The sequence below is a fragment of the Longicatena sp. 210702-DFI.1.196 genome, from assembly GCF_020563125.1.
Lineage (GTDB): Bacteria > Bacillota_I > Bacilli_A > Erysipelotrichales > Erysipelotrichaceae > Longicatena > Longicatena caecimuris.
The window spans coordinates 140,653-162,829 of sequence record NZ_JAJCPX010000001.1 but is presented as its reverse complement, the minus strand read 5'-3'; the positions used below and the strand labels follow the sequence as shown (position 1 = coordinate 162,829).

Here is a 22,177-nt window from a genome sequence, read left to right as displayed (position 1 = left end):
CCTTAATTTATTCACTCACTTTTACGAGTGCTGCACGTAATACGCGATCTTTTAACATGTAACCCTTCTGCAGAACTTCAATGACCATACCGGATTCTACGCCTTCTTTGGCCTCCTGCATCAGTGCCTGGTGATAATTTGGATCAAATGGTTTATCCTGTGCTTCAATTACTTTGACACCTTCATTTTCCAAAATGTGTACCAGCTGCTGATAAATCATCTCAAATCCTTTCACATAATTTTTGATGTTAGGATCTTCAACCTTTACATCAAGTGCTCTTTCCAGATTATCCAATACCGGTAATACTTCAGTAGCGAATCCCTGGATACGATATTTTCGTACGTTGTCTGCCTCACTCTGCAAACGCTTCTTTAAGTTTTCTGCATCTGCATATGCCTTGAAATACGCATTTTTGCTGGCAGCGACTTCTTCCTTTAATTTAGCGACTTCTTCTTCTAATTCTTCAATGCGCTTGCGTTTTGAGAACTTCGCGCTTTTCTTTTCTTCTTTTTCTTCAGCTTTGGCATCTTTTTTTGCTTCTTTATCATCTGCCTTCGCATCTTTGTTTACTTCTTTATCCGCTGCCTTTTCGTCTTTGCCAGCTTCTTTTACTTCTTCGGTTTTACACGCTTCTTTTTCACAGTCACATGTTGTTTCTTGTTGCAATTCTTTTTCTTCCTGCATGATGACCTCCTATACTTCTTCCTGTCGATACAAATCTTCAAGAACCTTGCTCATATACTCCATCAAAGCAACGACACGGCTATACTGCATGCGGGTTGGACCAACGATCATCAGCTCACCTTCTTCATTGTCATTAACTTTGAACTTACTGCTGACAACAGCAACATCATTCATATGGATCAATTCGTTTTCACCGCCGATTTCAATTGCCATGTTGCCTTCGTGATTGGCAATCTGACGGAATAAAGAGCTGTCTTCCAACATCTTCATCAATTCCTTGAGCTTTTCGATATCTGCGAATTCCGGCTGGTATAACATATTGGTTTTACCGCTGCAATACACATGCTCCGTAGCGAATTTCATGAAAGCACTGACGAAGGCTTCAAACAAGACTTCATGTCGTGCGACATGACTAGCTAATAAAGGCTCAATTTCCTGCATGCGCTCCACGACCTCATTGATCGGTGTGCCGCTCAGCTTATCATTCAACAAATTGCAGCAGGTCTTGATATCGTCTATACTGACCTCGGTGTTAAAATGGAACGTTTTATTTTCCGTATGCCCATGGTCTGTAATAAAGACGGCGACTGCACTGCGTTCTGTCAACGGAAATAGCTGAATGTGCTGCAAGGTTTGATACTTGCTTTCCGGTCCTAACACGACAGATGTTAATGATGTCATCTGCGATAGGATGTCACAGCTTTTCTTGACGATTTCATCCATTGAGTAATGGCGTTCCTTGAATACTTCCTGAAGAGAATTCTTAACTCCTTCATCAAGTTGCTTCTCCATCAGATGTTCAACATAGAAGCGATACCCTTTACTGCTTGGAATGCGTCCGCTGGAGGTATGTGTTTTTTCCAGCAAGCCGACATCCTCTAATGCAGCCATTTCATTTCGTATGGTAGCACTGGAACAAGTGAACTCTAACAAATCCATCAATCGCTTAGAGCCAACTGGTTCTGCTGTTCTGGTGAACTCATCAACAATTGCTTTAAATATGGATATCTGGCGATTTGTTAGCATGTCTTTCACTCCTTTCTAGCACTCCACCTCTATGTCTGCTAACAGTATATTCCTTTTTGTTAGCACTGTCAACACTTTAGTGCTAATTTCCTAAAAATCCTTTGCCATATGCCTCCTTTCTTAGAGGCAAAGGCGTTTGCATTTTAAAAAAAGCATGCTATACTTTCGCTGTATGTAATTCTATTATGAAAATAAGAAAGTTTTCTTATCAAAATCGTATACTAATAGAGAAGAAAGAGAAGGTTATTATGAATAAAATAATATGGAAAGATGATGAAGATATCGTAGCTGGAACAACGCTGCGAGATGCACAAGCAAAAGAAGATAACAATATGGCTTTACATGTGGGAGGAAACCTAACTGACGTAATTGCGAATCGCCAAAGATTAAGCGAGGATCTTGGTATTTCTCTAAACCAATGGGTATTTGCGCAGCAGACCCACAGTGACCATATGCATGAAGTAACAAAGGCAGATGCAGGAAAGGGCAGCTTGCTTTATGTGGATGGTATTGCGGATTGTGATGCTTTATATACAAAAGAAAGTCATATTGCCCTTGGTGTTTTTCATGCCGACTGTGTACCGGTGCTGTTGTATGATCCATTCACCCACCTAATTGCGGCGATTCATAGTGGATGGCAAGGTACCGTAAAAGAAATCACACGAAAAAGTGTTGCCTATTTGCTCGCACAGGAAGGGGTACAGCCTGCCCATCTGCATGCCTACATCGGTCCTGCCATTAACTATCATAGCTTTGAGGTAGGTCAAGATGTCATTGAAAAAGTGCAGCAGATGAGCTTTGATACATCCGCTTATATCACCTATTTGCAAAATGGCAAGGCGTTGGTAAACAACAAAGGATTAAATAAAGCCATGCTGTTACAGCTAGGTGTTCCCGAAGAACAAATAACGGTAAATAAAAACGATACCTTTCAGCCAAATGAAGCGCTGTTCAGCTATCGCAGAGATCATGACTGTGGCAGACATCTTAGCTTTATTATGATGAAACGTTAAATTGAAAGAAACAAAACCAGCCTTTACTTTCACTGAAAGTTTCGACTGGTTTTTTTATGAATGGATATTTTCTAACGATTGCTTTCTAGCTGTACCACTTTCTGACAACTATTCTTGGGCAGCCTCTGTTTTCGATTGACTGGTATAGGCACGATCAAAGGTCACAACCAAATAATAGGTATGCCCTTTCGCGCTTACTTTTTCCGATAACATATCCAAGATGGTCTGGTTGCTCATCTTCACATGGAAAGGTACAACAACATCAAAAATTAAATTGGTGTGGGTTTCTCCAGGTACGATGCGGAAATCATGGATGGTTAGATCTTCATGAATCTCCTTTACGGATGTACGAATGTAATCACGCAATTCATTCGTTAAAGGATCATCAATATTGATGGGATCCATATGCAATACCATTTCCAATCCCATATTGTCTTTAAAATCACGCTCGATGTTATCAATCATATCATGGGACTTTAAGACATCTACTTTACAATCCACCTCTACATGAGCACTGGCAAAAGTGTTATGTGAGCCATAGTCATGGATCATCAAATCATGCATACCTAATACGCCCTCATAACTCATAATCTTTTGCTGAATCTTTTCTACCAGATCTTCACTAGGGGCCTGGCCTAACAATTCATCAAGAGCCTGTTTAATAATACCGGTTCCGGCAAATAGAATGAAAAAGGCAACGATTACGCCCATATAACCATCTAGATTAAAATGAATCAAAGGAGAAATAATAGAAGATAATAAAACTGCTCCGGTTGCCATAACATCACTGATACTGTCAGCCGCTGTAGCTTCCATGATGCTAGACTGCAGCAATCTGCCATATTTTTTATTATAGGAATACATCCACAGTTTCACGGAAATGGAAAATACCAAGATAACTAAAGACAGCCAAGAAAAGGCAACTGCTTCCGGATGAAAGATCTTATCTAAACTTGTTTTAATTAATTCAAAGCCTAGTAATAAAATCAGACAGGCCACCACCATGCTGGCAATACATTCATAGCGTGCATGCCCAAAAGGATGTTTCTCATCAGCCGGTTTGCTGGATAACTTAAAACTAATCAAAGAAATCACAGAGCTTCCGGCATCCGACAGGTTATTGATTGCATCTGCCGTGATAGAAACACTATGCGCTAAAGTACCGGCGATAAACTTAAAGACAAATAAAAGAATATTGTTGGCAATGCCTACCGTGCTGGTTAGATTTCCATAGGCACGACGAACCTTTTCATTTTCAATATTCTCATGATCTGGTATCATTTTTTTTGCTAATAATGCTATCATAATATCACCCTTTTTGTTTTCTGAGTCTATAGTTTACCATATTTTATGAAAAACGCAAAGTCCCCTTCTTATTTCCTAAAGGTTTCCTGCAAAAGAGCATGTGGCGATTGCGATTTGTATCTAACATTGTTTCCCTCATGTTTTTTTTATGAACATCATACGATAGAATAGGTGATGTACATGAAGAAACTCCTGCTTCCTTTCCTCTTATTTAGTTTCCTTATCACACTTTGCTTTGGCTCCTTGACCCTGCAATATGCACAACAAGGATTGACGATCTGGTTTGAAAAGCTGGTTCCCTCGATGTTTGTTACAATGGTACTGGTGAAATTTTTATATCACACACATGCGTTTGCTTTAGTTCCACTGCCTTTTCTTCCAACTTTGCTGAACATGAACAAAGCCGGTGTACAGCTGGTTCTTTGTACAATGCTGTTAGGTTTTCCCACCGGCTCACTGTTAATTGATGAAGCATATCACGAGCATACGTTATCCTTACCACAGGCACAGCGTTTGTTATATACCTGCTGTTTTGCAACTCCTGGTTTTGTCATTATGACTTGTGGTGTAGTATTTTATCATTCGGTAAAGATCGGTATTTTACTTTATGCAGCACAGTTATTCGCTGGCCTTTTTTTATTGTTTTTTACCCGTAAGCAAAGTGTTCAGGCAGCCTTGTCCCCTAGTGCTGCACAGCCCATGATGAAACAGTTGTCTATAGCTGTCAAAGAAAGCGGTCTGTCCTTATATATGATTGGTGGCTACCTCATGTTATTTCTAAGCATCAGCGGGGTGCTGCTCTCCTTTTTGCCCGAAGCTGTTGCACTGCCTTTGCGTATCAGTGCTGAATTTTCCAGTGGAGCTGTCTTACTCCAAAGTCTTCCTTATGCTCCCATACTAATCCAACTGCTGCTCTGTGTGCTGTTGTCCTTTGGCGGTTTCTGCGTCCATATGCAGATATTCTCTATGGTTGAGCATGTTCCTCTATCCTATGGCAAGTTTTTATTGTTCCGTTTGCTACAAGCCCTTTTTTCCTGCTTGTCCTTTTATATGCTGCAGATGTTGTTTTTATGATGTGCAAGTATTCGCATCTTTGCTTTCAAAAGTTGATACGTTATAATAAGAAGCAAGGAAGGTGATTATATGAAAATTGCTTGGATTGGTACCGGAGTCATGGGAAAAAGCATGCTGCTGCACCTTGTGCATGGCGGACATAGTGTTTCTGCATACAATCGTACCAAAGCGAAAGCATTGGATCTAGCCAAGGATGGTGTAAAGGTTTGTGACAGCATTGAAGAATGTGTGAGCGATGCAGAGCTTGTGTGTACCATGGTTGGCTATCCAAAAGATGTTGCGGAGGTTTATCAAAAAATCTTTTCGGCAGTACAAGCTAGTACTATCTTGATTGATTTTACAACCAGTTCTCCAAAGCTTGCACAACAGCTCTACAAAGAAGCTAAGAACCATGGTTTAGATATCTTGGATGCTCCTGTTTCCGGTGGAGATAGTGGAGCAAAAGCTGCCACTTTATCTATCATGGTTGGTGGAGATAAAAAAATATTTGAAACAGTTACGCCAGTTTTATCCCTACTTGGCAATAGTTTGCATTATATGGGAGAGGCTGGTAGTGGTCAGCATACAAAAGCCTGCAATCAAATCGCTGTTGCTGGTGCAGTCGCAGCCATGAGTGAAGCTATTGTTTATGCTGAACAAAATCATTTGGATGTAGAAACCATGTTAGAAGCAATCAAGGGTGGCGCTGCTGGAAGTTGGCAAATCGCCAATACCGCACCACGTGTCTTGCGAAAGGATTTTGCTCCTGGTTTTTATATCCATCATTTCATTAAAGACATGCATATCGTTCAAGAAGAAATGGCTGGCAAAGTTAATTTACCAATGCTGAATACAGTATGTGAGATGTATGAAGAATTAGCAAAAACCGAAGGAAACAATGGTACACAGGCTCTGGTTCATTATTATCGTACAGAGAAATAAACTATCAAAAGTCGCAAAAAGGTCAGAAGTTCTGACCTTTTTTATGCTTGCCATTTTACTGTTTCTTTTTTAAAGTGCTTTTTGATAAATAGCTTTAACATCCTCTTTGGTTAATGGTACAAAAGCAGCTTCTAAACCAGCACATGCTTTCTCTGCCATTACATCAAAGTAGCGATCATCCACAATGCCAACTTCGCGCAATGTTGTAGGAATGCCCATAGCTACAAAATATTCTCTGGTTTTTTGAATTGCCTGATGAGCAATCGTATAAGCATCTTCATCCTTTGACAGGTCCCAAACGTTGACACCGAATTCTTTAAACTTTTCTACAGTATTATCATTCAATACATGTTCCATCCAATGTGGTGTCAAAATAGCTAACCCTACGCCATGCGTAATATCGTAGTAAGCACTTAGCTGATGTTCCATAGGATGTACACTCCATTCAACAGCCTTGCCCAGCTTGATGAAATTGTTAATTGCCCAACTGCTTGCCCACATCAAGTTCGCTCTGGCTTCATAATCATCAGGTTTAGTGATTGCCTTCACACCAAATTCAATACAGGTCTTAAACAAACCTTCCGCCATACGATCCTGCATATATCCTTGCACATTTGAGAAATAGCATTCCATGATATGTGACATGATATCAGCTGTTCCGGCAGCTGTTTGATAAGCCGGAACACTAAAGGTATAAGTTGGATCTAGAATAGATGCTTTCGGACGCATATCTTCATGAGAAGTACCAATCTTATCATTGCTGTCCATATCGCTAATGACGGCAAAGGTATCCATCTCAGAGCCGGTAGCAGCTAATGTTAGAATGCTAACAATTGGTAAGACACTGACAACTTTGCTTGGATCTAAAACAATATCCCAAGCATCACCGCTATAGCTTGTTGCTGCAGCAATGACCTTTGCACAATCAATCGTAGAACCTCCACCGATTGGCAATACGACTTCAATATTTTCCTTACGGCATATTTCTACACCCTTACGTACGGTTGTAATACGTGGATTAGGTTCTACTCCTGCTAATTCAAAATACGTAATTTCGTTTTCCTTAAAAATAGCTGTAACATCATCATAAATACCATTGCGCTTAATACTGCCGCCACCATATACCAGCAATACACGCTTTCCATACTGTGAAACAATATCACCGATTTGTTTCACCTGTCCTTTACCAAAATAAATGGTCGTAGGTATTGTATACGTAAAATTTTCCATGTTTATCCTTCTCCTTTTTTCTTATTATACACCTCAACATCTCATCACTTCTATAGCTTTGACTATTTTATAAGAAATTTATGTATGCCTTTACATCATGGCTTTTCGCAAAGCGCGTACACGTTCTTCACTAACCACATCATAAGCCATTTCATGAGGTGCTGCAGCATAGGCATAGCTCACCTGCTTGCCGATAGTTGTAGGATCATTTTTCCATACCTTGCAAGAAGAGTGCAGCTGCTGAACCTTCGTTATCTCAATCAGATCTTTGGCATTCATTTCATTAACTCCGCAGCCTGCCAAGATTTCCATCTGAGAACCATAGGTTTCTTGTAGATGGGCCAGCATCTCACTTCCTTTTTCTACATTCGGCTGTCCTCCACTGGTCAATACGCGATCCACCCCTAAAGATATCAATTTCTCCATAGCCCCATCCATATCTTTCACACAATCAAAGGCACGATGAAAAACCGCACATTTCCCATAGGAATGGATCAAATCACACATGATACGAACAGCTTCTTCATCGATGGTTGCATCTTCCTTTAAATAACCAAAAGCCAAGCCATCCGCCCCATGTTCCAATAAAAGGGCTGCATCTTCTAACATAACTTTTTTCTCTGTTTCATTATAACAAAAACCTGCTCCACGTCCTCTTACCATGGCAACGATTGGGATTTGGCAATCACGTTTAGCCATGATTAAAGATGCCAGTGAAGGGGTTAATCCTCCCATATGTAAAGCCGAATTTAATTCAGCACGATCGGCACCACCGCGTTGAGCCGCACATACATCTTCATAACTGCCACAGCAGATTTCCAGCTTATAGCCCATATTCATATTCCTCCTGTCAATACAAGTGTATTGTATCGCAGGTGAGAAAGTGAATGCAAGAGCATGAAGAAAAAGACTATGTCCCATAGTCCATTTCTTTCCTATCTTCCTTTTTCGTTAATTATGCCTCAAGGTCTGTTTTCCATAAGCCATGCAGATTACAATATTCGTAAACATGGATTTTGCCTTTATAATCACCTAAAGCAAAAACGGCTTCTGGTTTTTCACCTGGCTTTAAGTTTACTCGATACAAGTTATCACCAAATTCTACTAAGATCATTGTAATGAAGTGTTCAGCTAACATAGGATGTTCCATAGAGCCGACTTTCACATGTAAATTACCATCAACAATTTCAGCTACAGGTACATGTTTCTCTAAAGCTCCATCTGTTGTATTGGCTTTTAATTCTTGCATCTGCTGACCACAGCACATGATTGGAACGCCTTTATCTTCTACTACTTCGACAATATTGCCGCATACTGCACATTTTAATAATTTCATTTTCATTTCCTCCTTGTTTTATCGTTGTTTATAATCTTACGTTGTCAGTATTTCCTTAATACGTTGTCAGTATACCATCGTCCTTTTAAAATGAAAAATGATATGCTCTAAAAATTTTTTGAATGCTGAAGATGGTGCTTGTTTCTTTAAGGACAATCGTTTAAATGAAGTATTTACTCTTTTCATTTTTCCTAATTCATGATACGCTACTTTCAAAAAGATAGGAGTAATCTAAATGAAGATCACAATGAAGTATCATAGTATACAAATCCAAAGCGAACAGGATAGTGATATAGATACACTATTACAAGATCTGCATCAGTCAAAAAAAGCGCGTTATCTCTTATATCAAAACAAGCAATTATATCTCAATGGCAACTTATGCAAACAAAATCAATTGATTACCAAAAATGATGAAGTACAGATTCACTTACCTGATGAGACTTTGTCCTCGATACCGCCAGACTTTACAGAGCTTTCGATTTGTTATGAAGATGAATTATTATTAGCTGTAAATAAGCCAAGTCATCTTTTGGTACATAGCGATGGTGTAGATACATCACATACCTTATGCAATCGTGTACAAGGGTATTATTTGATGCAAGGAATCACTGCACCCGTTCGTCCCTTACATCGCTTAGATAAAGAGACAAGTGGAATCGTTCTGTTTTGTAAAATACCTTTCTTTCAACCATTATTGGATCATATGATGAAAGAAAAACAGATACAACGTGAATATGAAGCTATTGTGGAAGGCAGCATCCATCAGAAAAAACAAACGATCACCTATCCCATCGCCAGAGATCGTCATGATGCCCGAAAAATGCGCGTATCCGCAACAGGAAAACATGCCAAAACAACGATTACTTTACAAAAAAATTATGGAGCCTATTCCTGGATACATGCACGTTTGTTTACTGGTCGCACCCATCAGATACGTGTACATTTGGCTGCCTTAAAACACCCTTTGTTGAGCGATTCTTTATATGGTACACCATCTGATAAAATTCATCGTCTAGCTCTTCATGCCTCATTGTTGACCTTACAGCATCCATTCACAAATAAGAATATACAAGTAACCTGTGAAATGCCCTTGGACATGAAAGACCTGCTTTAAAAAAGCATATCCAACTAAACATACTATACTACTATTTCAACAGCATACAGGCATTATTACGTCCTGCTAGCTTCGATTTATACACACTGCGATCTGCCCGCTTCATCGCATCTTGATAAGTCGTATCATTGGCATAATAATACGCTGCGCCAATACTTGTGGTAACGCGGAACTTCTTACCACTATATGTGAACTGTGCACAGGCAATCACTCTGCGCAAGCGATCAATATACGTATACATATTTTCTTTTGCAATGCCACTGCATAGTAATAAAAATTCATCACCACCCCATCGGAACAATCGATCACTGCTTCTAATTTCCTGCATAATCAACAAACTAAAACGTTTTAAGACATAATCACCGGCATCATGTCCAAAGGTATCATTATATTCTTTAAACTTATCAATATCGAAAAAGATGATCATATATTGTTCCTTCGTTTCTTGAAAACGTTTAAAGGTATTTAAAAGTGTTACATCGGCACTTCCCCGATTAAAACACCCTGTCAGATCATCACGACTAGCCTTATCTTTTAAGATTTCCTGTTCTGTTATATCATGCAAGGTTCCCAAAACCAGAATACATTTTCCCTCATTATCAATAATAGAATTAAAACTGGTCTCAAAGATAAACTGCATATCCCCATAAGGATTGGTGATATGAATGACGCTGTGATCTTGCTGTGGTTTTTCATGTATATTTTTTAAAAAGTCGTCTAGACGTTCAATTTTTAAGACCTTTTTTAACTCTTTGATTGGAAAGGTTTTATGCGGAACACCAAGTTTTTGGCAAAGTGACTCATTCGCAGAAAACACCTTTTTTCCTACGTCATACTCCCATACAAAAACATTGGCAATGCTCATTAACAGTTCGAATTTTTGTTTATCCTGCAACGCTTTTTGAGCTTGTTCATCTTCATGACGTAATAAACACATCGTCCCTATGATACATTTTTCATAACGACAGGCATGTACTTCATACCAATGCTGACCATTTTTAAAAGGCTTAGCAAAAGTAAAGGTTATTTCCTCACAACTTTCTGTTAACAATCGATGAAAGGCATCTAGCATATTTTGACGGTCTTTTCTATTCAACTCCTTAAGGAAAAGGGTAAGAGAGCATCCACTTGGATGCTTTTTAGACCCTTTCTCATCTGTAAAAAATAACATATTACTCATAGGTTCATATCGCCAGCATGTAATCTTACTTAAAGCAAGCATTCGATTGGCGAAACTGCTTACGTTTGGTTTTTGTTCCTCATCATCTGCTCCACAATCCAACTGCTGTATCAAATGCTGTATATTTTGTAAGATTGCCAGTTCTTTTTTATTCACACAAAACACCTCAAATCACAAATGAATCACATTCTTGCATTAGCCCATAGTATAGCAAGGAATTCTATTGAATACAATGCCTTTTCATAGTCTTTACAAAACTAGTGATTTCTCGACAATATCTGACATAACAGGCTTTGCAAGATGCATCTACTTCATTGTATTCATGAAATTTGCATTTTTGAATAAAACTTTTATACAAACTAGCAAGCCGATATGTATCCGTTTACTTTCTTTTTATTCGTGTTATAATTTGAATTAGATAAGGAGGGTTTTATAATGCCAAACGCAAATCCATTAAAACAAATTGTAGTAAAACAGAAGAATGGTCAGCCGGTAGGAATTTATTCTTGCTGCAGTGCGAATGATTATGTCATTGAAGCTGCTTTAGAGGCTGCAAAACGTGATGATTCCTGTGTGCTGATTGAAGCTACCGCAAATCAAGTAGATCAAAATGGTGGTTATACAGGAATGAAGCCTATTGACTTCATGAACTTCGTTATGGAGAAAGCTGATAAAGTAGGCTTGGCAAAAGATCGTGTATTCTTGGGCGGAGATCATTTAGGACCATTGACCTTTGCTTCTAAGCCAGAAAAAGAAGCCATGGCAATGGCTCGTGAATTGGTTCGTTGCTATGTCGCTGCCGGATTCACTAAGATTCATATCGATACCAGCATGAAGGTAGCAGACGATGATCCAAATGTTCGCTTAAGTGATGAAACCATCGCTCGCCGCGGTGCTGAACTTGCACGTGTATGTGAAGATACTTACCAGGAAGTTTTAAAAACCAATCCTGATGCTGTTCGTCCTGTCTATATCGTAGGTAGTGAAGTACCTATTCCTGGCGGTGCTCAGGAAGCAGATGCCGGCATGCAGGTAACACGAGTTGAAGATTTCAAGGCAACGGTTGCAGCATTTGAAGCAGCATTCAAAAAAGAAGGATTGGACGATATCTGGAAGGATGTCATCGCCGTGGTTGTTCAACCAGGTGTAGAAGAAAAAGATGCCGGATGTACGGAATATGATCGCGAGAAAGCAAAAGATTTAATGGCAAGCATTAAAGATTTCCCTAATCTGGTATTTGAAGGACATTCTACCGATTATCAGACAAAATACAAACTACGCGAACTTGTAGAAGATGGTGTTGGCATCTTGAAGGTAGGTCCAGGAATGACCTATGGCATGCGTGAAGCATTGTTTGCATTAGCATATATGGAAGATATGCAGTTCCATGGCAGAGATGATGAAAAATCGCATTTTATTGATGTTTTGGAAGAAGCTATGTTAGAAGAACCTAAGAACTGGTGCAAACATTATCATGGTGATGATAACGCATTATGGTTCAAACGTAAATTCAGTTTCTCTGATCGCAGCCGTTATTATATGCCAAATCCTAAGGTTGCAGCAGCGAAAGATAAATTGATTGCTAATCTGCGTAAAGAAGGTATCTCTCTCGCCGCTTTATCACAGTTTATGCCAATTCAGTATACAAAAGTACGTGAAGGTGTTTTAGAAAATGATCCGGAAGCATTGATCAAAGACCGTATCAAAAATACGATTGATGAATATGTTTTTGCATCCCATCAGGAAGAATTATTCAAATAATAACAAGAAAGCAGAAGGCAGCTCTCCAAGCGAATTTGCCTTCTGTTTTTTATGTCTATCAGAAGAGATGTTTTCCATCCATTCATTTCGTTATTTCTTTATCACTGGATAAGCGTTGTACACAAGAAATACAAGTACGTGTAAAAGCCTCTCGCATTGCATCTGTCACCTTCCATTCCCAAGCGCAATGCTCTGTTTCATGTGAATGAACATCAGAAACCATAAGAATTGCTGCTGTCTGCAAATGCCGGTAATTTCCAATGCTCATAATGGCAGAGGTCTCCATATCAACACCGACACAGCCTTGCCTACGCCATTGCTCTTCTTTTCGCAGGGTTTGACGATAAATAGTATCACAGCTCACAATTGGCTCACTTTTCGCTTGTGGCAATAGATTTTTTAGCTCTTCCCATAAAGGATGCGCAGGATACGCAAAGATGAGATCTTCATAGTAATGATGAGAAGTTCCTTCTTCAGCTAACGCATGGGAAGGGATAAGTATATCACCAACATGGAAAGCTGGATGAAAGGCTCCTATCATGCCTACAGATATAATCGTTTTTACTCCTAGTTCCGCTAACGTTTCCAAAGTATCTGCAGCCTGTGGTGCTCCTCTGCCTCCATCCAAAAAACATGCTTCCATGTTCTTAAAACGATATATTGGGCATGGATTTAAAAAGCGTGGAAATTTGGCGGATAGCTCATCACATTCATAAGTGCGCAAAACATAAGGTATAGCTTTCCCTATGAAGAACAGAATAGCAATTTCCGGCAACTTTTGTATCATCTTTACATCATGGTGAGAACTTTGCATATTACGCTTTGCCGTTATGATGGCTTTTGTTGTATCTTCTTTCTTGCACCACGGCATTCTCATTCCTCCTCGGCACTCTTATTTTGCTTCAATAAGTATTTTCATCGCTTTGATCTCCCAATTTACAAAGGTACGTAAGAAGGCTTCTAGCTGATCTATCACAAGTCTGTCATAGACTGTTTGTGCGATGAAGGCTGCTCCATCTGCATTTGGATGTATACCATCATAACGATAATACTCTTCATGGTCAGCTGTGACACTATGAATATCAATAAGCGGCAGCTGTTTTTCTTTTGCGATGGATTTAATAACGGATTGTATTTCCTTCATGTTACTTTGTGAAAATTGGTGAATTAATGTACCATCTTCACGGATTGAATACATTGTCGAAGGTAACATTAGGTATATAACAGCTTTAGGCAATGCTTGTTGATATGTTTCAATTAAGGATATATAATCTTTTTTAAAAGCCTCAGCATTTTGCCAATTTACACTTTTAGAATCATTTGTACCAAGCATCAAAAAGATGACATCGCTTTGATAAGAAAGACTTTCGCTCATTTCCTTACAATTCCAATACGATAAGATTGCTGTTTTCTGTACAGCTGCACCATCAACACCAAAATTTTTGACTTGGATGGTGTTCCCGAATCGTTTTGATAACTGTGATGGATAACTTTCGCTTTTCCTATCTTGTAAAGTGGAGCCATATGTGATGCTATCCCCAACACAAGCAATTTTTTGGATACTTGATTTTATCGCAGGAAAGGAAGGCAAACGAACAGCTACTTTTGATGTTTCCTTTTCTTTACAACCTCCTACTAGCATTCCTATAATAAGAAATACTATTGTGAATTTTGACACAACTTTATGAAATTGTTTTTTCATCATGTATTTCCTCTTGAACTAACGTATCATTTTCAATACGCAATCGTTTCTTTCTTAATCGATTATTTATAAATTCAGCAAAGAATACATATAAGCAAGCAGTTGTAGGAACAGCCATTACCATACCAAATACGCCCCATAAATCACCAAAGACAAAAATACTCAATAATACCCATAAGCCTGGCAGGCCAACAGAATTCCCAACCACGCGTGGATAAATTACATTGTCTTCAAAATAACTGATTACCTGATAAAAGACAATAAACCAAATACTTTGCAAAGGATCGTGTGAAAGCATCATGACAGCACCAACACTCATCGCAAACATGGATCCAAATACAGGAACTAAAGAACAAACGGCAATAAGGGTACAGATAAGTTCCGGATATGGGAATTGAAACAGACGCATGCATACATAATATAATACCCATAAGATACATGCCTCGGTTAACTGTCCACCAATAAAACTTGAGAAAATACGATTTACACGACTTGCATATTGGAAGACAATTAAAGATGCATCATATCCACAAAAGGCAGCTGTTACCTTACGCAATTGGCGGATAAAATTTTCTTTCCCACTTAATAAATATAAAGAAAACATAAAACCCGTAAAACCAACGGCAAAAGATGAGATGAAATTAGAGGCACTAGATAAAATGCCACTGGCACTACCCGAAAGAAAGGCTATCGCATTGCTGACAATCTTCTCCCATGGCATTTGTATGAATTGTTCCACCTGTTGAATGTCTTCAATACGATAATCAATATGAAAATATTTTAATATCTCATCTATATTTTTAACAATATCGGTAAAAAACGACGAAAGATTTTGCATAAGTGAAATCAGTGAACCGATAATGCTTGGCAAGATGATGCTGCCAATGATGATTAGTAACAAAAAAGCAATTAAAAATGTCAGAAACATGGAAACCATGCGTTTTCTTTTACGCAAAAGCGATGTTTCTTTTGTATGGCGGATGATAAAAGATTCAATCTTTTTCATCGGTAAATTTAAGACATAGGCAAATACGATAGCATATAACAAAGAGCGAAACAAAGATAACACAAAGTCAAAACCATTTACTACATCTTGTACATGCATAAGAAAAAAAGCCAACAGCAATATATAGGTCGACAGATAAACCCATGGTTTTATTCTGTGCAACACTTTTTCATCATGAAATTTATACTTCATAGTTAAACACACCTTTCAAGTACCATTATATCATAGTGGAAATACCTGTGCCAACAAACAGTGGAAGGTGTCGCGCATAGATCATCTTATGATGATGCAAACTTATTAGCTTCCTTTATACCCGTTAAAGTAAACAAGATCGTTTTTTTCTTGATCATAGATAACATGCTTACTATCATATGAATAAAAACGCATCCCTACAAGAATGCCAAGATTCTTTCAGGATGACGTTTTATCTTTTTAATAAAGTTTTTTAAAAAGAGATTTCTTGCATCTTCAGCTATACATGAGCATTCTTTTCTTACCCTTCCATCTTCAAAAAATTCATATGCAAGGCATATAGCATGTAAGCCTTCAAAAAAGAGTCATTAAATACGACACTGATAGCTTTTAACCCAGTGAAACGATCACTTTGCTTATTTTGAGTATCCAATAGATACTGATAAATATAACAAATGATTTCTAATTCACTTTCATTTTTCAATGCCACGATGATGTCACCCACGGAAATGCGGCTAGCCTTCATCTTTTCAAATATGCTTATATGCGCGTCAGCAACATGTAAGATTTCAATTACAAATGCTTGTAACTGCCAAATGCCAATATCTGCTAATCCAAATATCCATGCCGTTTTTTCTAACAAGGCAAAGAAAGGAAACGTATGGTATTGATAAGGCGCAAGACCTTTCAAGACGCGATGATGAACAACCTTTTCTACCACATTAAGCATAGTTTCATGATCCAATAGATCATCAATTTGTTCCAATGCTTTTTGTAGCTGATCATCCAAATGCGCAATGGCTTTTTCATCGTTTAAGGAAAAGGTATAAATAGAACCAAGAAGCTGATGAAATTTCTTCATAGTATCTTGATACCCTAGCTGCATATTGCGATGAATTCGTTTCGTATCAAATAGCAGAAAGCTTCCTAAGGGTACATAGGGTTCTATGTAAATAGTATCTTCCTGTGGTTCATGAATTTGATTTTTTCCAACAGCTTTTAAATCAACGGCTACGATTTGTTGAGCGCCTAAGCTGCGTGCCAGTTCAATCGGTACATTGTCATGATAGCCACCATCAAGATAGTATTCCCCATCAATCTCTTTCATTGGAAATGCCGGGAAACATGAAGCGCTAGCTAAAACATAATCAATGACACGATCTCTGTCCATCTTTTGCTTTAGAAATGGATGCGGTTGGCGGCGTGTGAAATTAACGGTCATACAGGCATAATCAATGTCACTGTTGAAAAAGGCATCTGCATCAAATAAAGGTGTGATTGTTTCAATAAACGGTGTAATATCTGCACCTTTATGATGGATATAGCTTGATAAAAAGTCGGCATATTTCCCTTTCTGAGACATGATCAATTCGATATCTTTATCCAAATTAACACCATTTACCATGATATCTTCCACCTTCAGATCTTTCCACAGATCATAAGCCTTAGGATAATCATGCTGCACATACAATACCCCGATCATTGCCCCAATGCTTGTTCCACAAACCAGATCAAATTGCTGATGCATCTCATCTAAAGCCTTCCATACACCGATTTCATAGGCACCTTTACTTCCGCCACCACCTAACACCAATGCTCTTTTCATTTCTCCACACTTTCCCATAGTTCTCTATGACTAGTTGATACTGCCTGCATACCACCGGATAAACACTTGGCGATATCTTCTTGATTCTCGATCATACCACCGCCAATGACTGGAATATCGCAATAGGCATGCAACTTTTTAACAATCCCCGGTAATAAAGCTGGTAAAACTTCAATATAATCCGGCTGTAAAGCTGATGCCATGTGTACAGAACGCATAAAGGAGCGTGAATCAATCATGAAAATACGTAAGATCGAAATGCATTGATTGCTTTTAGCAGCTTCAATCGCTTTCGGCTTTGTTGATATAATTCCATCTGCATGTACCTTCTGACACATATATTGTGTACCATATTGATCATTGGCAATACCATGAATCAAATCCATATGCACGATGCCTTTTTTGTTATGCTCATGCAACTGTTTTACCAAGTCCTCCATAAAGTTCATATGAAAATCCATGAGGATGCACCATGTATAAGACCCCTTTAGAAAGGCTTCAAATGTCTTCCAATCGGATATCACCGGCAAGATGTTCTGTATGATCATCAAATCCTTCTTTCCATGCTTCTTGATGCCAATAAGTCTGCGCCGCTGTCCGCAATATTTTTTACAATCACATCATTTACATGCACCGGCGCACTTACGCAAACGTGTTTACATGCTTCCATTATAGCAAATAATTTAGCTTTTGGAACATTTCTTGAAGTAATCACCGGCAGTAATGGATAGATAGCATGTTCTATACGTATGGTCGTCGTTAACATGCGCATAGGTTCTATCATCTCCTGACGAGCAAAGGCTGCTCCTTTCAAACAGCTATTTCCTCTGACTTGTATATCATCTTTTTGCTTCGTCACTTCTAAATGACAACTCATTGGGCAAACAATACAGTCAAATGTCTTTTTCATGACTCTTTTACCTCCACAATTAATGATTCCTCTAAAATACCAATATCTGATGGTTTTAAAATAATTCGTTCCATTTCAGAAGGTAATAGATAGCGTTTTGTTATGGTTTTGATAATACGATCCCCTGTTCGTATGTTGATCATCACCTGTTTATAAGGTCTAATGGAACGAACACAAAGGGTGATGTTTTGTGAAGGCTGGGCATCAACAGAATGCGGCAATACATAGGAAATACCTGACCCAGCTTGCGTAGAAAATTGTTTCTGTCGGTGATACTGCCCTTTGATATCTTGAACGGCACATAAAGCCGCTTCATGAGCCTCCATACTGACAAAATCCACAATATCATGGACATGCAAAGCATTCCCACAAGCATAGATATGCGGAATACTTGTTTCATAATGTGCGTTTACTTTTGCCCCTTTGCTCTTACTATCCATTTCCATATCCAAATGATCTGCTAATGACATTTCCGGAAGCAGCCCAATGGACAATAATAAGGTATCAACCGCAAAGCTTTTCTGTGTCTTTGGAAGAATGTTGCGATGTTCATCTACCTGGGCAATGACTACACGTTCCACATGAAAATCCCCTTGAATATCAACGATTGTATGTGATAAATATAAAGGAATCGCAAAATCTTTTAAGCATTGTACAATATTTCGATTTAAGCCATTGGAATATGGCATAATTTCAGCTACCCCCAACACGTTTGCCCCTTCCAGTGTCATACGTCTTGCCATGATGAGTCCGATATCACCACTTCCCAAGATGAAGATGTTCTTGCCAACGAGAATATTTTCAAGATTTAAAAAACGCTGTGCGCTGCCTGCCGTATAGACACCAGGCAGCCGTTTTCCAGGAATACTGATGGCTCCGCGATTACGTTCATAACAGCCACAAGCTAAAAGAATCGTTTTCGCCTGTACCCATACATAGCCTTCTTCTGCATTAACATATTGTACACGTAATCTCTCATCGATCCATACAACATCACTGCATAAACGATAGGGAATTCGATAAGCATGAATTTGATCTATAAAGCGTTGCGCATACATAGGACCACTTAACTCTTCATGAAAAGTCTGTAAGCCAAAACCATTATGAATACATTGCTGCAAAATTCCACCGAGTTCTTCCTTACGCTCTAAGATCAAGATATTATCTATACCAGCTTCTTTGGCCGCAATAGCTGCACTCATTCCAGCACTGCCACCTCCGATAATGATCATATCTACCTGTTTCATCGTCTCCCCTCCTTTGCCACCTCATAATAGCTGTCTTCATCATATTGCACTTCGTGCAATGGTATTTGCAATTCTCTTGCCAATAGTTTAGCGATTTCTACTTCACAATACCCTCCCTGACATTTCCCCATGCCTGGGCGCACACGCATTTTTACCCCCGCAATGCTATGGGCACCACACTTTCGATGGATACAATCGACCACTTCTTGCTCACTGATCTGCTCACAATAACAGACGATATGTCCATAGCCCGGATGCTTTTGTATGAGGGCTTGCTGTTTTGTTTCACTTAAGTTTCGCATAATGAGTGGTTTTTGACGATGCACAATATGTTTTTTCTTATGAAAAGTCAACGGAAGTTTCATGAGTTCTACAATCACATATTCACTTATGGCAGGTGCTGATGCTAAGCCTGGTGAATCAATGCATCCTAAATGAAAAATCCCCTTGCACCTTCTTGATTCTTCGATATAGAAATCATTGTTATTACCAGTAGGCCGACATCCGCTGTAACTATGGATAACTTCTTGATAAGGTACATGTTGAATTATTTTTTCCACCTTTTCCTGTACTTCTTGTAAGCCTGACGTTGTTGTGGCATTATCCACCTTCTTTAATATTTCACTCGTTGGTCCTAACAAAATATTACCATGTATGGTAGGCACTGCCAAAACACCTTTTCCCGCTTTAGATGGGGCAGGATATAATACATGGGATACATAAGGTTGACTACGCTTAGCTAGAACATAATATTGACCACGTTTTGGTGTAATCGTAAATAAGGATTCTGCCTCCACCATTTCCATGATCTTTTGTGCACCTAAGCCAGCAGCATTCACAAGCATATCCACAGAATATTGTCCTTTATCACTTCTTATGACATATCCCTTTTCGCATGCTTTAATATCCAACACTTCTTCATGCAAATGAAGCTGTAAGCCATTCCATAAAGCCTCTTCTACAAGAGCCTCGCATACTTCCCATGGAGTGATGATAGCTGTATCTGGCACCCACAAAGCTTTACGAATATGTTTACTCAAGTTTTTTTCATTCTTTACTACTTCTTCACGTTCTTTTATCTCCACAGTGATACCGCGCTTTTTACCTCTTGCATACAATTCCTGTAAGATTTCTACCTCTTCTTCATTGCTTGCCAATACATAGCCTCCACAAGCCTGATAACCACAGCCTAACTGCTTACATATGTTTTGATACATCTTGGCTCCGCGTTTATTTAATTTTGCCTTTAAAGTACCATCTACAGGATCATATCCAGCATGAACAATAGCACTATTCGCCTTACTTGTTTCTTGTGCAACATCCCCATGTTTTTCAAATAATATTACCTCTACTTCTTCATATTGTGTCAGATCATATGCTAAAAAAGATCCGACAATGCCAGCACCGATAACAGCAATCGTTTTCATGCGATTCTCCTTTCCCATACGCTAAAAAAGCGACATGATAAAAACAGTCTGTTCTGTTTCTCATCTCGCTTTCTCGTAATTTTTTATTAACTTGTACTTATAGTATAGCATAAAACTGTTTTGAATTATGACGATGTTTTACTTTTTTATTTTCTTTTTGCGGACATGATAGTCACGATAATAGCAAATCGCATGAAATAATGTGCTTAACCTTCTCTTTTTCTTTTCAGATTTCACAAGAACACGTTATGAGGACAATCACAAAAGTAACTATGCTTGTTCACATATCGCAAGTATAAGAAATTCTAATAAAACCTGCATATGTTCTAGTTCGTATTCATAAAAGGTGTCATAGAATAGAAAAACGCCTGTATGAACAGACGTTATATTAGTAATGAGATTTAAAGAAATCCATCAGATTTCGTAAAGACTGTATCAGTTCCTGTTCCTTATCCAGCTCCAGCTCATTTAGTAGCTTATCAATCATCTTCGCATGAAAATCATTGTGAACTTCAAGGACATGTACTGCTCGATCAGTCAATTGAAGACGCACGATACGTTTATCACGTTCATCCTTGACACGCTCCACATATCCTTTTTTAACAAGCTTTGAAGCTGAAACGGTGAGTGTTCCTTGTGTTACCATCAATCGCTTGGCAATTGCGGACATCATCTTGGATTCACTTTTGTCAATGGCTTCCAGAATATGTACCTCTGTCATGGATAAGCTGACACCTTGATCCCGCAGATTCTTCTCTTCAATCAACAGGATGTAATTAAAGAGATCTACCAGAAGTTCATTCAGCGTATGCCGTGTGTCATTCATTTATACATACCTCAATTAAGCAGCAGCTTTTTCCAATGCAGCCTTTGCTGTTTCAACGATTTTTGTGAATCCTTTTTCATCGTGAATAGCAATTTCTGACAGCATTTTACGGTTGATCGTTACGTTAGCTAATTTCAAACCGTGCATCAATCTTGAATAAGAAATGTCATTCATTCTTGCTGCAGCGTTGATACGTGCGATCCATAATTTACGCATTTCACGTTTTAAATCTTTACGGTCATTGTATGCGTATTTGAAAGAGTGCATTACCTGCTCGTGTGCAGTTTTATACAGCAAGTGTTTTGCTCCATAATAACCCTTTGCTAACTTTAATACTTTCTTTCTTCTTTGACGTGTTGTATATCCACCTTTAACTCTAGCCATGTTTATATTCCTCCTATCTTACTTCACCAGCATCTGTTTGATACGTTTGAAATCTGTGTTGTGTACCGTAGATGCTTTTCTTAAATGACGTTTCTGTTTCTGTGTCTTACCGTGGAAACGGTGAGAAGTATAAGCGTGACTTCTTTTCAGTTTACCGGAACCAGTTGTTTTAATACGTTTTGCTAAACCTCTATGTGATTTCATCTTTGGCATAAGTAGTACCTCCTAT

At 38.7% G+C, this 22,177-nt stretch carries 23 protein-coding genes; 5 read left to right on the top strand and 18 right to left on the bottom strand.

Going from position 1 to position 22,177, the window contains the following annotated elements; translation table 11 throughout:
- Window positions 1–7: 7 nt before the first annotated feature.
- Both grpE and hrcA read right to left on the bottom strand, forming a co-directional pair.
- Window positions 8–685: a nucleotide exchange factor GrpE gene (gene grpE / locus LI241_RS00855; RefSeq protein ID WP_008978934.1), complete on the bottom strand. Its 678-nt coding sequence runs from the start codon at window positions 683–685 to the stop codon at window positions 8–10.
- Between the two features lie 9 nt (window positions 686–694).
- The gene (hrcA, locus tag LI241_RS00850; protein ID WP_020991171.1) at window positions 695–1,711 is read right to left on the bottom strand and encodes a heat-inducible transcriptional repressor HrcA; all 1,017 of its coding nucleotides are present in this window, start codon (window positions 1,709–1,711) and stop codon (window positions 695–697) included.
- Window positions 1,712–1,959: 248 nt separating this feature from the next.
- On the opposite strand from hrcA, the gene pgeF reads away from it, so the two are divergent.
- Window positions 1,960–2,724: a peptidoglycan editing factor PgeF gene (pgeF, locus tag LI241_RS00845; RefSeq protein WP_117547284.1), complete on the top strand. Its 765-nt coding sequence runs from the start codon at window positions 1,960–1,962 to the stop codon at window positions 2,722–2,724.
- Window positions 2,725–2,832: 108 nt separating this feature from the next.
- On the opposite strand, the gene LI241_RS00840 is transcribed toward pgeF, so the two are convergent.
- A complete protein-coding gene (locus LI241_RS00840) occupies window positions 2,833–4,029 on the bottom strand; it encodes a cation diffusion facilitator family transporter (protein WP_040013871.1) in 1,197 nt (398 codons plus the stop codon).
- Window positions 4,030–4,209: 180 nt separating this feature from the next.
- Here LI241_RS00840 and LI241_RS00835 point away from each other — a divergent pair, with 180 nt between their 5' ends.
- Window positions 4,210–5,103, top strand: a complete 894-nt coding sequence (locus tag LI241_RS00835) for a membrane protein (protein ID WP_008689030.1) — start codon at window positions 4,210–4,212, stop codon at window positions 5,101–5,103.
- A gap of 69 nt (window positions 5,104–5,172) precedes the next feature.
- Entirely contained in the window at window positions 5,173–6,024 is an 852-nt protein-coding gene (locus LI241_RS00830) for an NAD(P)-dependent oxidoreductase (protein WP_008689031.1), read from the top strand.
- A 69-nt stretch (window positions 6,025–6,093) separates the two neighbouring features.
- Here LI241_RS00830 and LI241_RS00825 read toward each other — a convergent pair whose 3' ends face one another.
- From LI241_RS00825 to LI241_RS00815, 3 genes are all read right to left on the bottom strand, one after another.
- The gene (locus LI241_RS00825) at window positions 6,094–7,254 is read right to left on the bottom strand and encodes an iron-containing alcohol dehydrogenase (RefSeq protein ID WP_008689032.1); all 1,161 of its coding nucleotides are present in this window, start codon (window positions 7,252–7,254) and stop codon (window positions 6,094–6,096) included.
- Between the two features lie 90 nt (window positions 7,255–7,344).
- Window positions 7,345–8,088, bottom strand: coding sequence for a copper homeostasis protein CutC (locus LI241_RS00820; RefSeq protein ID WP_008689033.1), 744 nt, complete (start codon window positions 8,086–8,088; stop codon window positions 7,345–7,347).
- Window positions 8,089–8,209: 121 nt separating this feature from the next.
- Window positions 8,210–8,590, bottom strand: coding sequence for a desulfoferrodoxin family protein (locus LI241_RS00815; RefSeq protein ID WP_008689034.1), 381 nt, complete (start codon window positions 8,588–8,590; stop codon window positions 8,210–8,212).
- 235 nt (window positions 8,591–8,825) lie between these two features.
- Between LI241_RS00815 and LI241_RS00810 the strand changes: the two genes are divergently transcribed.
- Window positions 8,826–9,707 carry an RluA family pseudouridine synthase gene (locus LI241_RS00810; RefSeq protein ID WP_008689035.1) on the top strand — a complete coding sequence of 294 codons (882 nt, stop codon included), beginning with the start codon at window positions 8,826–8,828 and terminating at the stop codon, window positions 9,705–9,707.
- 31 nt (window positions 9,708–9,738) lie between these two features.
- Here the strand turns inward: LI241_RS00810 and LI241_RS00805 are convergent, their stop codons facing one another.
- Window positions 9,739–11,043: a sensor domain-containing diguanylate cyclase gene (locus LI241_RS00805; RefSeq protein ID WP_008689037.1), complete on the bottom strand. Its 1,305-nt coding sequence runs from the start codon at window positions 11,041–11,043 to the stop codon at window positions 9,739–9,741.
- A 279-nt stretch (window positions 11,044–11,322) separates the two neighbouring features.
- Here LI241_RS00805 and LI241_RS00800 point away from each other — a divergent pair, with 279 nt between their 5' ends.
- The gene (locus LI241_RS00800) at window positions 11,323–12,648 is read left to right on the top strand and encodes a class II D-tagatose-bisphosphate aldolase, non-catalytic subunit (RefSeq protein ID WP_008689039.1); all 1,326 of its coding nucleotides are present in this window, start codon (window positions 11,323–11,325) and stop codon (window positions 12,646–12,648) included.
- 82 nt (window positions 12,649–12,730) lie between these two features.
- Here LI241_RS00800 and LI241_RS00795 read toward each other — a convergent pair whose 3' ends face one another.
- The 11 genes from LI241_RS00795 to rpmI form a co-directional block, all read right to left on the bottom strand.
- The gene (locus LI241_RS00795; protein WP_008689041.1) at window positions 12,731–13,519 is read right to left on the bottom strand and encodes a nucleoside phosphorylase; all 789 of its coding nucleotides are present in this window, start codon (window positions 13,517–13,519) and stop codon (window positions 12,731–12,733) included.
- 21 nt (window positions 13,520–13,540) lie between these two features.
- Window positions 13,541–14,353: a GDSL-type esterase/lipase family protein gene (locus LI241_RS00790; RefSeq protein WP_008689043.1), complete on the bottom strand. Its 813-nt coding sequence runs from the start codon at window positions 14,351–14,353 to the stop codon at window positions 13,541–13,543.
- Window positions 14,331–15,548: an AI-2E family transporter gene (locus LI241_RS00785; RefSeq protein ID WP_008689044.1), complete on the bottom strand. Its 1,218-nt coding sequence runs from the start codon at window positions 15,546–15,548 to the stop codon at window positions 14,331–14,333. Before LI241_RS00785 ends, LI241_RS00790 begins: the two co-directional genes overlap by 23 nt.
- 301 nt (window positions 15,549–15,849) lie before the next feature.
- Window positions 15,850–17,154 carry a patatin-like phospholipase family protein gene (locus tag LI241_RS00780; RefSeq protein ID WP_008689045.1) on the bottom strand — a complete coding sequence of 435 codons (1,305 nt, stop codon included), beginning with the start codon at window positions 17,152–17,154 and terminating at the stop codon, window positions 15,850–15,852.
- On the bottom strand, window positions 17,151–17,702 hold the full coding sequence (locus LI241_RS00775) for a glycerol-3-phosphate responsive antiterminator (RefSeq protein WP_008689046.1): 552 nt from the start codon (window positions 17,700–17,702) through the stop codon (window positions 17,151–17,153). Before LI241_RS00775 ends, LI241_RS00780 begins: the two co-directional genes overlap by 4 nt.
- Window positions 17,702–18,064 carry a DUF1667 domain-containing protein gene (locus tag LI241_RS00770; RefSeq protein ID WP_008689047.1) on the bottom strand — a complete coding sequence of 121 codons (363 nt, stop codon included), beginning with the start codon at window positions 18,062–18,064 and terminating at the stop codon, window positions 17,702–17,704. Before LI241_RS00770 ends, LI241_RS00775 begins: the two co-directional genes overlap by 1 nt.
- Window positions 18,061–19,311: an NAD(P)/FAD-dependent oxidoreductase gene (locus LI241_RS00765; RefSeq protein WP_008689048.1), complete on the bottom strand. Its 1,251-nt coding sequence runs from the start codon at window positions 19,309–19,311 to the stop codon at window positions 18,061–18,063. The genes LI241_RS00770 and LI241_RS00765 overlap by 4 nt, the downstream gene beginning before the upstream one ends.
- Window positions 19,308–20,738 (bottom strand): NAD(P)/FAD-dependent oxidoreductase, encoded by a 1,431-nt coding sequence (locus tag LI241_RS00760; protein ID WP_008689049.1) that lies wholly within the window; start codon window positions 20,736–20,738, stop codon window positions 19,308–19,310. The genes LI241_RS00765 and LI241_RS00760 overlap by 4 nt, the downstream gene beginning before the upstream one ends.
- A 388-nt stretch (window positions 20,739–21,126) precedes the next feature.
- Window positions 21,127–21,564 (bottom strand): MarR family winged helix-turn-helix transcriptional regulator, encoded by a 438-nt coding sequence (locus tag LI241_RS00755; protein ID WP_008689050.1) that lies wholly within the window; start codon window positions 21,562–21,564, stop codon window positions 21,127–21,129.
- 15 nt (window positions 21,565–21,579) lie between these two features.
- Window positions 21,580–21,948, bottom strand: coding sequence for a 50S ribosomal protein L20 (gene rplT, locus LI241_RS00750; RefSeq protein ID WP_008689051.1), 369 nt, complete (start codon window positions 21,946–21,948; stop codon window positions 21,580–21,582).
- A gap of 18 nt (window positions 21,949–21,966) precedes the next feature.
- Window positions 21,967–22,161, bottom strand: a complete 195-nt coding sequence (rpmI, locus tag LI241_RS00745; protein ID WP_008689053.1) for a 50S ribosomal protein L35 — start codon at window positions 22,159–22,161, stop codon at window positions 21,967–21,969.
- Between the last annotated feature and the right edge of the window lie 16 nt (window positions 22,162–22,177).

What these genes read in the sequence shown, in the direction of transcription:
- LI241_RS00810 (WP_008689035.1), top strand. Translation starts at nt 8,826, where the DNA reads ATGAAGATCACAATGAAGTATCATAGTATACAAATCCAAAGCGAACAG.
- rplT (WP_008689051.1), bottom strand. Translation starts at nt 21,948, where the DNA reads ATGGCTAGAGTTAAAGGTGGATATACAACACGTCAAAGAAGAAAGAAA.
- LI241_RS00785 (WP_008689044.1), bottom strand. Translation starts at nt 15,548, where the DNA reads ATGAAGTATAAATTTCATGATGAAAAAGTGTTGCACAGAATAAAACCA.
- LI241_RS00825 (WP_008689032.1), bottom strand. Translation starts at nt 7,254, where the DNA reads ATGGAAAATTTTACGTATACAATACCTACGACCATTTATTTTGGTAAA.
- LI241_RS00840 (WP_040013871.1), bottom strand. Translation starts at nt 4,029, where the DNA reads ATGATAGCATTATTAGCAAAAAAAATGATACCAGATCATGAGAATATT.
- LI241_RS00800 (WP_008689039.1), top strand. Translation starts at nt 11,323, where the DNA reads ATGCCAAACGCAAATCCATTAAAACAAATTGTAGTAAAACAGAAGAAT.
- LI241_RS00755 (WP_008689050.1), bottom strand. Translation starts at nt 21,564, where the DNA reads ATGAATGACACACGGCATACGCTGAATGAACTTCTGGTAGATCTCTTT.
- grpE (WP_008978934.1), bottom strand. Translation starts at nt 685, where the DNA reads ATGCAGGAAGAAAAAGAATTGCAACAAGAAACAACATGTGACTGTGAA.
- LI241_RS00830 (WP_008689031.1), top strand. Translation starts at nt 5,173, where the DNA reads ATGAAAATTGCTTGGATTGGTACCGGAGTCATGGGAAAAAGCATGCTG.
- LI241_RS00820 (WP_008689033.1), bottom strand. Translation starts at nt 8,088, where the DNA reads ATGGGCTATAAGCTGGAAATCTGCTGTGGCAGTTATGAAGATGTATGT.
- LI241_RS00775 (WP_008689046.1), bottom strand. Translation starts at nt 17,702, where the DNA reads ATGATCATACAGAACATCTTGCCGGTGATATCCGATTGGAAGACATTT.
- hrcA (WP_020991171.1), bottom strand. Translation starts at nt 1,711, where the DNA reads ATGCTAACAAATCGCCAGATATCCATATTTAAAGCAATTGTTGATGAG.
- LI241_RS00770 (WP_008689047.1), bottom strand. Translation starts at nt 18,064, where the DNA reads ATGAAAAAGACATTTGACTGTATTGTTTGCCCAATGAGTTGTCATTTA.
- LI241_RS00780 (WP_008689045.1), bottom strand. Translation starts at nt 17,154, where the DNA reads ATGAAAAGAGCATTGGTGTTAGGTGGTGGCGGAAGTAAAGGTGCCTAT.
- LI241_RS00815 (WP_008689034.1), bottom strand. Translation starts at nt 8,590, where the DNA reads ATGAAATTATTAAAATGTGCAGTATGCGGCAATATTGTCGAAGTAGTA.
- LI241_RS00765 (WP_008689048.1), bottom strand. Translation starts at nt 19,311, where the DNA reads ATGAAACAGGTAGATATGATCATTATCGGAGGTGGCAGTGCTGGAATG.
- pgeF (WP_117547284.1), top strand. Translation starts at nt 1,960, where the DNA reads ATGAATAAAATAATATGGAAAGATGATGAAGATATCGTAGCTGGAACA.
- LI241_RS00795 (WP_008689041.1), bottom strand. Translation starts at nt 13,519, where the DNA reads ATGCCGTGGTGCAAGAAAGAAGATACAACAAAAGCCATCATAACGGCA.
- LI241_RS00835 (WP_008689030.1), top strand. Translation starts at nt 4,210, where the DNA reads ATGAAGAAACTCCTGCTTCCTTTCCTCTTATTTAGTTTCCTTATCACA.
- LI241_RS00790 (WP_008689043.1), bottom strand. Translation starts at nt 14,353, where the DNA reads ATGATGAAAAAACAATTTCATAAAGTTGTGTCAAAATTCACAATAGTA.
- rpmI (WP_008689053.1), bottom strand. Translation starts at nt 22,161, where the DNA reads ATGCCAAAGATGAAATCACATAGAGGTTTAGCAAAACGTATTAAAACA.
- LI241_RS00760 (WP_008689049.1), bottom strand. Translation starts at nt 20,738, where the DNA reads ATGAAAACGATTGCTGTTATCGGTGCTGGCATTGTCGGATCTTTTTTA.